Source organism: Paenibacillus sp. 1SOY10, from assembly GCF_056836745.1.
The window spans coordinates 172,552-186,406 of the sequence record NZ_JBXENK010000004.1 but is presented as its reverse complement, the minus strand read 5'-3'; the positions used below and the strand labels follow the sequence as shown (position 1 = coordinate 186,406).

10 protein-coding genes are annotated in these 13,855 nt (G+C 48.8%); 5 read left to right on the top strand and 5 right to left on the bottom strand.

The annotated features are described in order from the left end of the window. Positions 1-14: 14 nt before the first annotated feature. Complete coding sequence (locus tag AC1VOR_RS13445; RefSeq protein ID WP_482618468.1) at positions 15-1,055, top strand: Atu2307/SP_0267 family LLM class monooxygenase; 1,041 nt, start codon at positions 15-17, stop codon at positions 1,053-1,055. A gap of 15 nt (positions 1,056-1,070) precedes the next feature. Next, a complete protein-coding gene (locus AC1VOR_RS13440; protein WP_482618467.1) occupies positions 1,071-1,529 on the top strand; it encodes a DinB family protein in 459 nt (152 codons plus the stop codon). A 71-nt stretch (positions 1,530-1,600) separates the two neighbouring features. On the opposite strand, the gene AC1VOR_RS13435 is transcribed toward AC1VOR_RS13440, so the two are convergent. From AC1VOR_RS13435 to AC1VOR_RS13415, 5 genes are all read right to left on the bottom strand, one after another. Beyond that, positions 1,601-3,127, bottom strand: a complete 1,527-nt coding sequence (locus AC1VOR_RS13435) for a methyltransferase domain-containing protein (RefSeq protein WP_482618466.1) — start codon at positions 3,125-3,127, stop codon at positions 1,601-1,603. 9 nt (positions 3,128-3,136) lie between these two features. Continuing rightward, the gene (locus AC1VOR_RS13430) at positions 3,137-4,966 is read right to left on the bottom strand and encodes a glycosyltransferase family 2 protein (RefSeq protein ID WP_482618465.1); all 1,830 of its coding nucleotides are present in this window, start codon (positions 4,964-4,966) and stop codon (positions 3,137-3,139) included. Beyond that, on the bottom strand, positions 4,959-6,125 hold the full coding sequence (locus tag AC1VOR_RS13425; RefSeq protein ID WP_482618464.1) for a tetratricopeptide repeat-containing glycosyltransferase family 2 protein: 1,167 nt from the start codon (positions 6,123-6,125) through the stop codon (positions 4,959-4,961). Before AC1VOR_RS13425 ends, AC1VOR_RS13430 begins: the two co-directional genes overlap by 8 nt. A 493-nt stretch (positions 6,126-6,618) precedes the next feature. Further along, the gene (locus AC1VOR_RS13420; protein ID WP_482618463.1) at positions 6,619-8,415 is read right to left on the bottom strand and encodes a cache domain-containing sensor histidine kinase; all 1,797 of its coding nucleotides are present in this window, start codon (positions 8,413-8,415) and stop codon (positions 6,619-6,621) included. Positions 8,416-8,419: 4 nt separating this feature from the next. Further along, positions 8,420-9,973: a response regulator transcription factor gene (locus AC1VOR_RS13415; RefSeq protein WP_482618462.1), complete on the bottom strand. Its 1,554-nt coding sequence runs from the start codon at positions 9,971-9,973 to the stop codon at positions 8,420-8,422. Positions 9,974-10,178: 205 nt separating this feature from the next. Between AC1VOR_RS13415 and AC1VOR_RS13410 the strand changes: the two genes are divergently transcribed. The 3 genes from AC1VOR_RS13410 (at position 10,179) to AC1VOR_RS13400 (ending at position 13,753) form a co-directional block, all read left to right on the top strand. Next, positions 10,179-11,153, top strand: a complete 975-nt coding sequence (locus tag AC1VOR_RS13410; protein WP_482618461.1) for an ABC transporter permease — start codon at positions 10,179-10,181, stop codon at positions 11,151-11,153. Between the two features lie 18 nt (positions 11,154-11,171). Continuing rightward, entirely contained in the window at positions 11,172-12,059 is an 888-nt protein-coding gene (locus tag AC1VOR_RS13405; RefSeq protein WP_482618460.1) for a carbohydrate ABC transporter permease, read from the top strand. A 98-nt stretch (positions 12,060-12,157) separates the two neighbouring features. Further along, on the top strand, positions 12,158-13,753 hold the full coding sequence (locus tag AC1VOR_RS13400; RefSeq protein WP_482618459.1) for a DUF3502 domain-containing protein: 1,596 nt from the start codon (positions 12,158-12,160) through the stop codon (positions 13,751-13,753). Positions 13,754-13,855 lie beyond the last annotated feature (102 nt).

Here is a 13,855-nt window from a genome sequence, read left to right as displayed (position 1 = left end):
GGAGGAAGAGAGAAATGGAACTGGGAATAAGCAGCTTTGTAGAAACAACTCCGGATGTGGAGACGGGGGTAACGCTAAGTCATGCCGAGCGAATACGTGAGGTGGTTGAGGAAATGGTGCTAGCCGATGAGGTGGGCCTGGATGTGTATGGGGTAGGGGAGCATCATCGTCCTGATTTTGCCGCTTCCTCGCCTGCGGTAATTATGGCGGCAGCGGCAGCGCGGACACGGACCATTCGCCTGACGAGTGCGGTGACGATTTTGTCCTCCTGTGATCCGGTCAGAGTATTTCAGGATTTTGCCACTTTGGATGGCCTGTCGGATGGGCGGGCTGAAATTATGGTAGGGCGGGGCTCCTTCCTGGAGTCGTTCCCGCTCTTTGGATGCAATCTGGAGGACTATACGGAATTGTTCGAGGAGAAGCTGGAGCTGCTGCTCCAGATACAAGAATCCGAATTTGTAACCTGGTCAGGCAAGCACCGCCCGGCGATTAGCCAGCGGGGAATTTATCCTCGGCCGGTGCAGCAGCCGTTGCCTATCTGGATCGGGAGCGCCGGAAGTCTGGAATCTGCGGCCAAGGCAGGTGAAATGGGGCTACCCTTCGCTCTGGCCATTATTGGCAATGTGAAGCCAGATGATTACAAAGAGCATGTAGCCTTGTATAAAGCAGCAGCCAAACGGGCCGGGCATGATATCGCCAAGCTGCCGGTAGCCTCCCATTCCCACGGGTTTGTGGCGGAGACGACGGAGAAGGCCTTGGCGCAATTTTATCCATCTACCTTTGCCAGAACGAACTTTAGAGCCAAGGAAAAGGGGACGCCGCCTTATCATGAGTCCGATTATGAAGCAGCTTGCCGCTTTGAGGGGGCGCTTTATGTGGGCGATCCGCAAACGGTTGCAGATAAAATTATTTACCTGCATCAGGAGATTGGGATCGATCGGTTCCTGCTCCATGTCCCTCACGGTTCGATGCCCCATCCGGAAGTGATGGAGGCCATTCGTTTATTTGGTACTGAAGTAGCTCCCCGTGTTCGGCAGCAAACGCAGGCTCGTTAGAAGGGATAATTGCCAATGAACAAGAGACATGAAGTTTTGTTTGAACAGCTTCGTACCTATCGAAATGAGCTTTTAAGTATAGTAGAAGGACTCTCAGATGCGGAGGTAGACAAAGTTCCCGAAGGGTTTAACAACAATATTCGTTGGAATTTGGGACATGTACTTCTGGATCAATATTTATGGATTTGGGTGCTGACGAAGGAAGATATGCTTATTCCTCCAGGCTTCAATGAATGGTTTGGGTTCGGAACAGGACCTTCTCATTTTACGGATGCAACGCCTAAGCTATCTGCACTTGTCAAATTATTGAAGGAACAGCCGCACCTGATTCAAGAACGTTACCAGGGCAGGATGGAAGAGGAGTTTGCTCCAACAGAGATGGGAATGAGCACCATTGAGCAAGTGCTGATCCGAACGATCTTTCATGAAGGCCTGCATATAGGGGCTATCCAGGCACTAAAGCGCAAATTATAGACAGCATCGGGCGATCACTAACGTCAGCGAAGTATTCGCTACATTACGACCGCCCTGCTGTAGAACTCGCGTTATTGTTTGATCAGCCACACCTGCAAATAGCCGTTGAAGGGTTGCAGAGACTGGATGCTGAAGCCTGCGGCTTCGGCCAGAGCGTAGATTTCGTCAATGCTGTATAGCTTGATGGAGACGGATTCTTGTGACGATGGAGAGAGAGGTGTGGCATTGGCGGTAGTCTGGCTGTTATAGTCAGGCAAATCGGTAAAATCCTTGGCAGGAGACAGCGGATCGACTTGACGCTTCCATGGTGTCGTCAGGAGCAAGCTCCCTTGTGCTGCCAGCCGGCCATGAATATTACGAAGCACGGGCAGCGGATTGAAGCGCAGATGCTCCAGCACAGAGGTCAGCAGCACAATATCATAGGTGGCTGAACCGGGAATCCCGGCTGCTTCAATATCACGCTGAATCCATTGCAGTCCGTACTCAGTGGCTAACGCCTCTGACCAATATTGCGTTGTGTTGTCCAGGGCGTAGCACTCTGCACCCGAGAGGGCACTGAACAGCAGCAGTGTACCGTACGCGGGTCCAATATCCAGTACACGGGCTTGGCTTTGGCGGCCGTCTACTGCTCGTTCGCTAAGCAGCCGATTAAGGATGGAGACGAGCGGTAGCCAGGTGGAAGCCTCCGCCTGCTGGAAGTACGTCAGTTCATCCGATGAAGTACCTTCAGGAGTAGCATGGTGCTCCCGAATGATCTGTTGGGCTTGCACAATACGGGTCATGGCCTGCTTCAAGCTAACGGGAATCCCCGTGGCATGCTCTTGCCCGCTTGAGGGTACCGGCTCTTCCGGTTGAGTAGGAGCGGTTCGACCGACTGAACATAACAGGTATCCAGGAAGTTCCTGTTGCTCTGCCTCACCAAGCGTGAGATACCACTGGCGGGCAAATTGCTTGAGCGGGCCTGTGCCAGCAATAAAATCCAGAAAAGCCAAGCTATCAAGGAACCCGATGCGAGATTCGTTCTGGAGGGTCAGGCCTGCATCGCGGAATACCTGCTCCATGGTGGAGACGGGAGTCTCTTGGCCGTACATCCACTTTCCGGATTGTTCTGCTGCAAATTTGCCCAGGCGGTAGGGAAGGGAGGCGGCAGAAGGAGTGAGGATGACTAGTAACCCCCCAGGCTTGGTAATCCGTATCATTTCCTGCACGATGCGTACCTGTTCCTCATGAGAAAAATGCTCCAGCACACCGGCATTCCAGGTCAGATCCACGCTGTGGTCGGGCAACGGAATCTCCCTGATATCGGCAAGCAGGTAATCGGCAGACAAGCCTTCCCGTTGGAAGGCTGCCTTGCTGTTAACGAGGGCTTGTTGACTGTAATCAATAAGAGTCACTTGCGCTCCCTCGCGTGCGAGCCGGAGCGATATTTTCCCTGTGCCTGAGCCAGCCTCCGCAATATGCAATCCGTTCAGCCCTCCGCTCAAGGCAGTAAGCTGCTGATATACGGTTTCGCTTACGCTGTCCCACTCGTAGGACACAGGCTGCGACCATAGTCGTTCCCACACATGCTGCTGTAATTCCTCCTGACGAGATGTCATTATATCCAATCACTCCTTTGGCTGATTTAGATAATGATCTAACATTTCTTGGAAGTCCGGGTTGTCATGCAGAAGGGCAAGCTGCTCCAGTCCGTAGCCCCCGTATTGTCGCAGTAACGCCTTGCGGTTCAGATCGAAATCAACCCACTTATCTGGCAGACTCATACGCTGCGCCATGGTCGCATGGTATACCCAGCTTGCGAGCAGGCATTTGGGCCGCCAGCCTGTCCGGGTTCCCATGTAATTGGCGTATCCAATTAACAGACTATCATCCTCGTAGCCTTGCTTTCCTGTAAAATAACGCAAATCATATCCACCGATCGAACGGAGCGCCTCTTTACGATGAATGACAGGATGAACGAAGCCTGAGCGTACACCGTTTTGCCGAAGGCTTGCAAGCAAGGCTAGCAGGTCTTGTTCATTCTCGGGCAGAGTCACCTGTTGCTCCAGGGGAAGCAATTTGCCAGAAGCCGTCAGTATGCCCGGACAGATCATAGGCTCGTCGTGCTCATCAAGGTAACGAATTAGTGGAATATACCAGTTCTCGGGGAAGAGCATATCGACGTGAATTTCGGAAATATAAGGAGTGTCTGAATAATGGGCATAAATATGCTCGAAGCAAGCCTGACGGGCCCGGGCAATTCCGACGTTATGTCCATCGCCAAGCACATCGGCTGTAACTCCGCTGCGGAACAACAGATGCTCCAACTCGCTGCGTTCCAGTTCCCCCTGGTGATAGACAATGACATGATGCTCCGAGGAACGGCTTAAGCTCCGCAGACATTCCAGCGTCATGGACAGATCCTTCTCTCGGGTATGTGGACGAATCAGCAAGGGGAGGGTGTGGATGATAGATTTACCAGTTACAGACTTGGGCTGGGCCCCGGGGAAGGTGATAGAACGACTGTCCTCGCTTACTATATTCTCCTCCTTATCTGTGGCTGAAGGTAATATCGGTGTACCCGGGCTCATGGTAACGCTATTGTCTCCTGTAGCAGCCGTATCCTTAAGAAATTGTTCGCCACTCGGCAAGTCGCTGTCGCGGTAGATGTGGTAGGCCGGATAATGGGTGTCTACATAAAGGGGAAGACCCAGCGCAGCCGCACGGATACAGAAATGTCGGTCCTCTCCCCAGAAAGATAAATTATAGATGGGTTCAAAGCTAACCCCGCGAAGCAGTGCTTCCTTTCTGATTAGGGTACAGGCTCCCAATCCCCCGACTGGATATAAGCCTGGAATGTTAAGCTTTGCTATAAAACGTTCAGACCTCTCCTGTATTTCCTCCTTCTTCAGCTTCTCCCCTGGGGCCTGCTCCCATTGCATGTATTCATCCATCAACCACACTTGGGGGCGGGGGTAAGCATCAGGCTGCCATCGGGTCCAAAATATCTCCGATACGATCGGCTTCCTGCAACGGTACAATTGCTCCAAGGTCTGTGGATGTAGGAGAATATCGGAGTCAATGAGCAGCAATGCGTCCATGTTTTGCTGTATCGCGTAGGCAATCATTTCATTTTTGTAGGTGGCGACCTTCCAGATCAGTTCATGGTTCCAATAATGGGTAGTTTCATTACGGAGATAGGAAGATGGAGCTTTCTTGGTAATCAGGAGCGTGTCTGGATGTCGTGTTGCAAATGCGCGCAGTAATTCCGAGGCATCCGGATCATCATTCTCATCAATGAAATAGTAGCTGATCTTCATAGCGGACGTGATCAGCCGCTCCAGGGATGGTAAGAACGATTTCAAAATGGCAGGCGACTGGCGAATCGGGCTGGCGATGATAATGTGTGGGTTCTCCTTCAATGGAAGCAGCTCCCCCTGTTGGCCTGCATTAGTCATGTGCCACCTCGCCCGGCAACCCATGATCAGAGCCCGGTTGCTGATTAGACGTCGGTTTGGTGGAAATGACTGCATTCAAGGTTTGATCCAGGCGACCCGCGAAGTAACGGCGGTTGGCGAGCATGACCTCGTCCTCCGGTCGATAGGAGAGGGCGAGTTCGTTGTGCTGGCAGGCCAGTTCATATTTGCCCAGCTTGTCATAGCAGACACTTAGCTGTAAATGGGGGAGCCAGGTGGAGCAAGTCGGGTTGTTGAAGCCCAGAAAGTGTTCGGGCAGTGGAATCTTTAGCGCCAGTTGGTACCAGACGACCGCAGCCTCATAATTCCCTTCGTGCAAAAAATGATAACCGATTCGGCAGCAAGTATCCGGGCGAGGAGCATCATATTGCAGGGCCCGCAATGTCGACTCCACCGCTGCCTGCTTATTTTGAAGCTCATGGTAGCAGTCGGCTAGCCTCCCGCAGGCTGCAATGCGGTCTTCGACCCAACCATTGCCATCCTCAAGAAAGGCTTGATAGTAGTGAATGGCCTTATCCAGCTTACCGTGATCCTTTAACTCGTTGGCATAATAGTAAAGGTCTCGCGGGGATAATGTTCTTCCAAGCTCCAGTTGCTTCTCATAGATTCGGAGATTGCGAGTGGCATCCCGTTCAGAGGCCTTACCCATATGCTGAACGGAAATATCGCTGTTGATAAGCTTGCCGCCAACTTGCAAATACTCATGCACCGCACCAAACCAGCGAAATCCAGCTTCTCTCCGGATGAGCCGATTACGTCTCAAGCTAAAGGTGCTGTTGCCATATTTATCACGGGATAATTGGTAGAGCATGGTTACGGAATCTACAGTGGGATCTAGCTGCTCCTTGAGAGCTTTTAGCTTGATACGGTCTTCTTCAAGCAGAAGGTCATCCGCATCAAGCCACATGATATAGTCTCCTGTTGCCTGCTCGAAGGCATAGTTGCGTGCAGCGGCAAAGTCGTCAATCCAGGAGAAGAAGAAGACTCGGGCCTGGAAGCGTTCGGCAATCTCCACAGTACGGTCTGTGGAGCCGGTATCTACGATGATAAGCTCCTCTACCAAATCGGCTAAGGATGTGAGGCAACGCTCCAATGATTGTTCTTCATTCTTGACGATCATGCACAAACTGACGGTGACCAAGGCAAGCCCTCCTCAAATACATAGGTTATTGTTATTCATATTGGGTTATGGGGCCTCATATTCTTGGAGGGAGAAATGTTGCTGTTGATGAAATTTAATCGAGTTAATGAAAGGCAGGATGCTAACATCCATAAGGCATGGCTTGAATTAGTTAAACCAGCAGCCTGAATTTATGAATGTGATCTTCCTGTATCCTTGGACCGTGCTCCTGTCAAGGCTATGGCTAACGAGGAGAGGGCCAAGAAGATAACGGAGCCTATAAGCGAGCATCGTCAATACTGTGAACAACGGGTAATTCATCATGAATTTCCGATCAGGACGATTATAGACGAGGGGAAATTAGAGGCGGGACCCTATAACTATTTCACGGAGAAGAATCCATTGGATTAGTTGCTGCAGGTGTCTGTGAGGTAAGTGTCAACATTCAAATATCCAGTTGCCGCACTACAGCAACTGGATATTTTGATCTGGTCAAATTCTGTAGCAAGGACGATTACAATATCTCATGTTCCTGCTCCAATAGCGGCAGACGCAGGGTGACTTTCGTACCAATCCCCACCTTACTTTCCAGAGTGAGCCCGTACGGTGGTCCAAATCGGAGTCTCAGGCGGCTATCGATATTTTTCATGCCGTACCCTCCGTTGCTTCGATTCAGGGAACCATCCATAATCCGTTGACGGGTGTCTTCCTCTATGCCAACCCCGTCATCCTCGACAGTAAGCCAAATTCCCTGAGCATCTTGGCCACCAGACAGCCGAATACAGCCTGTCTGATTCTCCTTCTCTATGATTCCGTGAAGAATCGCGTTCTCTACCAAGGGTTGCAGAATCAGCTTTGGAGTTACGTAATTCAGAATATCCGGAGCAACATTGAGCTCCATACGAATCAGGTTGCGAAATCGCATGTTCTGAATAGTTACGTAAGCCCTAACGTGGTCAATTTCGGATTTAATAGGAATTATGTCCTTCCCGTTGCTCAGGCTAATCTTGTAGAAGTCGGACAAGGAAGTGATCAAGGTGCTAATATCGTCGGCATTGTATTTCATAGAAAGCCAGTTGGCCATATCCAGCGTATTGTATAAGAAATGGGGGTTTATTTGTGCCTGTAATGCTCGCAGCTCCATATTTTTTACTTCTATGCCAAGCTGATACTTATCATTGGCCAGACTCTCAATACGTGAAAGCATCTGGTTAAAGGTCTTGGTAAGCTCCCCAATTTCATCATCATTTTTCGGATCAAGCACAATCCTTAATTCGTCCACCCCCACTTTACGCATCATCTTGCTCAGCCTGCGTATGCGTAGCGTACCGGATGAAGAAACATAATACGCCATAGGCAGGGTGAGCAGGGCAACCATGAGGAACGTCAGCAACAGCTGATTTCTGGCCTTTTTAGAGATCGCAGCTATATCCTTATGGGGGACAACCAGTACGAACCTCCAGTCGGTATTATCCACGGAGATGGAAGCTAGCAGCGTCTTCTCACCGTTAAGCATAACGGTTTCCATCTGTCTAGAGGCCTCATCATTCAATCGGGTCTTGAGTGCAGTGAAAATATCAACTGGCGAATGAACCTGATTCCTGCCCGAGCCGGCAATAAATTCCTGATGGCTGTTAAATAAAAGGGCCGAGCTTGTCGGGGTGAATAAGGACTGGTCCAGAATGCGCTCCAGCACAGATACGGGCATTTCTGCCTGCAGCAGACCCGAATAGCTACGTGTCTCCAAAGGATTATTGATTTTACGAATGGCCACCACGGTGTCTTCTTGTTCTGGACCCAGAGTAGCGGGTGGCAGCCAAATAAAGGGCGTATCCATTTCATCAATTCGTCTCAGCCAGGGCTGAGTCTTGGCCGATTCCAGCAGCCTGAACTGTTCGGTGGTCTGAATGGCCGCCATGCCGTCCGGCATATAAAGGCTGATGTTCTGGATATCCGGATTGGTCTGAACATTGAAAATCAGTTGGTTGAAGAAGTATTCATCCAGCAGCCAGTTTCCGATATTTTGCTGATATTCAGTGACCGGCTTGTTCACCAGGGTTTGAATGGTATCGTGCAGAACGATCACATCAATGACCTTACGAACGGAATTGGTTTTGTAGTTCAGGAACGAACTGGATTGCTGCAGCATCGCCTCCAGGGACTCCCTGGCTTGCTTCTCTGTATCCTGTGAGGTAATAAAATAACTCACGGAAATGAATAAGGACGAGGAGACGATCAGCAGCAGAAAATAAGAGAAGAACAGCTTCTTCCGGATGCTGTAATTAGCAAAACGTTGTCTCCATACCTTCATACCGTCACATTCTCTCGCGATATTGGGAGGGGGTTAGCCCGGTTGATTTTTTAAAAAGCGATGAGAAGTAGTTTGAATCCGTAATGCCGATAGCCAAGGCAATCTCATAGAGCTTGGAGTGCTTGTTCTGCAGCAGTTCCTTCGCCTTCTCTATTCGCAGTTCGGTGACATATTCATTTATAGTCTTCCCGGTTTCCTTCTTGAATAGGGCACATAAATAGGTCTGGGTCAGGTAGGTGCTGTCGGCAATTTGTCTAATTGTCAAGCCTTTATCAGTATAGTGACCGTGAATATACTCAAGAATGACCGACACCCTTAGCCCTACATCGGATTCCTTCAGTTGGGAGAATACCGCCTCGATATTGCCGATGACATAATCATGTAAGGCATCCAGTGTAGGGAGCGTGCCAATTTCCTGCCATAAGAAGCGCTCCTCCTGCGAGACATCTGTCACGGATAATGCCTTTTCCCTGGCAAATCCATGTAGGTTAATCAGCAGGTGAAAATATAAATTAATGACTCGCTTTGTATCCTCCTCCATGAACTGACGTAGCTCCCCGGTAATACCTGAAAGCACACCTAGCACCTTATCCTTTTGCTCAGTGCGCAGAGCTGCTTGAAATTGACGAATCAGGACTTCTTCGTGAGCTTGTAACAGTCGATCTGACTCCATCTCCTGCGGTTCTATAAATATTTGGCCACAACCCTTGTAAAATTGCTGTCTGGATAGCCTGATCGCTTGGAGACAAGCCGCCCCTATTCCTGCGCCATCGCTGGCGAGAGGCCCGAGACCGAGAGCAAACTCAAAGTCTGCTCCAAAGGCTTCATATAACAGGTCCAGCAGAAGCTGGGCCTGTTGCAGCCGGACTTCAGCTCTCCACTCGGAGGCAGGCAGCAGGGCGAGCAAGGTATAGGCCTCGCCGTACCCTATAACAGATTGCGGTCCATAGCGTTCGCATAACCATTGTACGACCCTATTGGTAGACTCCACTGGGCCTGTCTCCATACCGGTTGTCCTAACCGTAAGCCGAATGGCAAGCGGCAGCGCTTGCCCGGTCAGGAATTGCAATCGGGGTTGGACCCCTTCCTCGACCTGCAGCTCATGATAGGTTTTGTTTTCTTTAATCAAGCGAACCAGCCATTTCTGATCAATGTGGGATCGGGAAAGATTACGCATAGCCTGCTCTTCGTGATATTGAACTATGCTCTCTTCAATAGCTTCCGTCAGTTCGTTCAGCTTGACCGGCTTCTCTACATAGCGTACCGCTTTTAAATGAATGGCGGATTTCAGATACTCGGTATCGGAGTATCCGCTCAAAAATATAAACTTGATGTCCGGGTTGCTTTCACGGACCTTCTGGGCCATTTCAATGCCGTTCATTTTGGGCATTCTCACGTCGCTGATAATGATTTGCGGCTTAAAGGAACGTGAAACAGAAAGCCCTTCCACACCATTGCAAGCGGTTTCTATTTTATCGATGCCAAGCTGTTCCCACTTGACATACTTTTGAAGGCTTTCAATGGTGAGTGGTTCGTCATCGACAAGCATTAACCGCATGGCGTCATCCTCCTTTATTCCTCTCTTTCAATATAAAAGCAATTTAAAGCTTAGTGCAACCCATATCTTTACGAAGATATGAAGAGACCATAATCCTGTCGAGAAAATCGTAATCCTGTGTGATGTCTCCGGTTCCAAGGCTCAATTATAATGGATTTAGCGGGTGGTAAGCGCATTCATAGATAAACAGGAGATGATGGGAAGTATGGAGACAGAAGTCAAGGCTGGTATCGAGGCTGGGCCAAAGACCAAGCCGGTGTCCAAGCTCAGTTCTTTTTTTAAAGAGCTGGCGAGAAATAAAGTTCTATATTTGATGTTTCTGCCAATTGCACTCTATTTTATTATCTTCAACTATATACCGATGGCCGGTATTGTAGTTGCCTTTAAAAGTTTCAACTATCAGCAGGGGATGTTCGGAAGCCCCTGGTCAGGCTTCGCCAATTTTGAATACTTCTTCACCTCAGGCAAGGCCTGGCTGGTGACCAAGAACACCTTCATGTACAACTCGGTATTTCTCATATTGTATTTATTGTTTTCGCTTATTGTTGCCGTACTGGTTGCCGAACTGTCCGGGAAAATCTTCAAGAAGGTATCGCAAACCCTGCTGTTCTTGCCATATTTTCTTTCCTGGGTTGCGGTAGCTGCCATTGTTTACAACCTGTTCAATTACGAGTATGGACTTCTTAATACGATGTTAAAGGGACTGGGACTTGACCCGGTCGATATTTATTCCTCGGTCACACATTGGTATTTTATTCTTCCGTTCTTCTATGTCTGGAAATGGGTAGGCTTTGGCAGTGTATTGTATCTGTCGGCCATTATGGGCTTCGATACATCAGCTTATGAGGCTGCCAAAATAGATGGAGCTAATGTGTTTCAGCGTATTCGCTATTTGACGATGCCATTGCTCAAGCCCACAACGATTGTCTTGTTCCTGCTGGGGGTAGGCCGTATCATGCGGGGCGAATTCGATATGTTCTACCAACTGATCGGCAACAATGGCATCCTGATGGATGCGACCGATATCATTGATACCCTGGTGTTCCGTTCACTCATTGTTAGTCAGGACTTTGGAATGGCCTCTGCCGGTGGCTTGTATCAATCTGTTCTGTGCTTTGTCATTATTATGATTGCTAATGGCCTGGTGAAGCGTCATGACCGGGACCAGGCGTTGTTCTAAGAAGGGGTGACTTGAAAAATGACAACAACCAAACGTACGCCTGATGAAAAAGTCCTGAGTGTGATCTCTTATATCCTTGTAGGCCTGTTTGCTCTAATCGCGGTGGTGCCTTTCCTGATCGTACTGATTAACTCCTTTGCTTCCGAGCATTCCATCATATACAATGGCTACTCTTTTTGGCCAAGCGAATTTTCCCTGGAGGCCTACCAGATGGTGTTTCAAAATCCGGGAAAGATGTTCCGGGCTTATGGGGTCACAATGTTTGTGACCGGAGTCGGGACGGCTCTTTCATTATTCTTATCCATGATGGCTGCTTATGTCATGTATCGGAAGGATGTTCGTTATCGTAATTCCATGTCCTTTTTCCTCTTCTTTACGACCTTGTTTAATGGGGGACTGGTTCCTTCTTACCTGCTGATCGTTCAAGGCCTTCATTTGAAGAATACGATTTGGGTTCTATTGCTAGTCGGTCTATTTAATGTCTTTAACATCTTGATTCTTCGTAACTTTCTGAACGGTTCGTTGCCTGATGCCTTGATCGAATCCGCTAAAATAGACGGTGCCGGAGACTTCCGGATTTTCCTGAAGATTGTGCTCCCGCTCTCCAAAGCGGCTATGGCTTCCATCGGCATGTTTACAGCTCTGAATTACTGGAATGACTGGTGGACACCGATGATGTACATCGAAAGAGAAAATCTCTACCCACTGCAATATACGCTGTATCAAATTTTATCAAGCGCCAACTTCTCCAGTCAGATGGTGAACAGTGTTCCGCGACTTGATATGCCTAAAGAGTCATTGAAGCTGGCACTTACCATTGTAGCGACTGGACCTATTGTCATGCTGTATCCATTCGTACAGAAGTACTTTGTTCAAGGTATCACGATTGGTGCAGTGAAGGGATGAATAGCCAGCTGCGAATAAAGGAGGTGGTGTTCAGTTCTTTAGCAATAGCAGTTATTCGGGGGCTTGAGAGAACAATTAAAGGGAGGATTTTCATGCGAGTGAAGAAATCTTTAATGACCTTAATAGCAATGATGCTGATTATCGGAATGGTAGTGGCCGGATGTGGTGGCGGCAACAATACAGCTGGAACAAATGAGCCAGGAAGCAACAATTCATCTTCCAACGCAGGGCAGGGAAGTGGAGGACCAACCGATACATCCAAGCCTGTCAAACTTGTCGGGTATTTGCTGGGAACTGCGCCAGCGGGAATGAATGATGTTGTTAAAGAGCTGAACAACAAATTAAAGGCAGATATTAATGCTGAAATTGAATTCCGCTACATCGGCTGGGGGGATCTTGCCTCCAAGTATCCGTTAGTGATGGCGGCTGGGGAGGATGTGGACTTTATCTTCTCGGCGAACTGGGCGTATTACAGTCAGGAGGCCGGGAAGGGAGCCTTCCGCGAGATTACATTGGATGAGATCGAGACCTACATGTCCAAGCACTTTGCCGCAACCAGTGAGGTAGCCTGGAAGGAAGCCCAGATTGGCGGCAAGATTTATATGATTCCTACCTCATCGCCTGATGAGAAGGTTCCTGTAACGCTGATCCGTGATGATCTGCGCAAAAAATACGGATTACCAGAGATTAAGAAGTTCCAGGATATTGAGCCTTATCTTGAGGCTGTCAAGCAAAATGAAAAAGGTATGATCCCTATTAACGCAGATAGCCAATTCGATTTTGGTAAATATTTCTTTAACCTGCAATGGGAGCTGGGAGCAGCTACGGTAGACAGCGTATTGATCACCAATGGCTGGTCCGGAACCCATACAGACTGGGATGATCCGGAAGGCACGGTGTATTCCCAATTTGATCCGTATATTTTGGAGCCACAAAAGAAAGCTGCAGAAATTGTAAAATCATGGAACGACAAGGGCTATATTAATAAAAATGCAATTTCAAATAAGGTACGGAGCAAGGATGCTTTTGAGCAAGGAAAATCAGCGGTAGCCTTTGGCAACACCACCGATATCCAGACCACCTTGGCCAAGGCAGCTGAGGTAGGCTGGGAGGTCGCTATTATCCCAAGTCTTTCTGCCAAGGGGACGTATCTGCAGGACCCTTATATCAATAACGGGGTGTCACTAGCTGCAGGCACCAAAAATCCCGAGCGGGCCATGATGGCGCTGGACCTGATTATGGAGGACCCTAGCTACAATAAGCTGGTGTACTTCGGAATTGAAGGCGTGAATTATATTGAGAAGGATGGCAAGATTGATCTGCCTGAAGGAGTAACTGTAGAGTCTAACACTTATCCGCCAGATGCAGCCGGCTTCTGGTTCACGAACAAGAGCCAGTTCCCGCCTATGGCAAACTGGACAGAGCAATATATTGAGCATAAGGAGTCTTTAAAGGATATTCTAGTGCCATATGTGTATAACTCACTGGCGATGGATACCTCCAATATCAAAACAGAGCTGGCCAACATGAACACGGTAAAAACCCAATATGCCCTGCCTATTCAAGGCGGGATTATGGATGATCTTGATAAGGCCTTTGCAGAGCTGGAGAAGAGAGCTAAAAATGCTGGCTCGGATAAAATCCTTGAGGAAGCAAAAAAGCAGGCAGCGGAGTTTCTTGCCAATCAGGAATAAGCTTTAGAGATAACCATGGAGTCGAGTCGATAACCCGACTCCTTCTCTATCTCCACTAGTATAAAAAAGGAGTTGCTCCTTATCGCATGGAATTTTTAAATA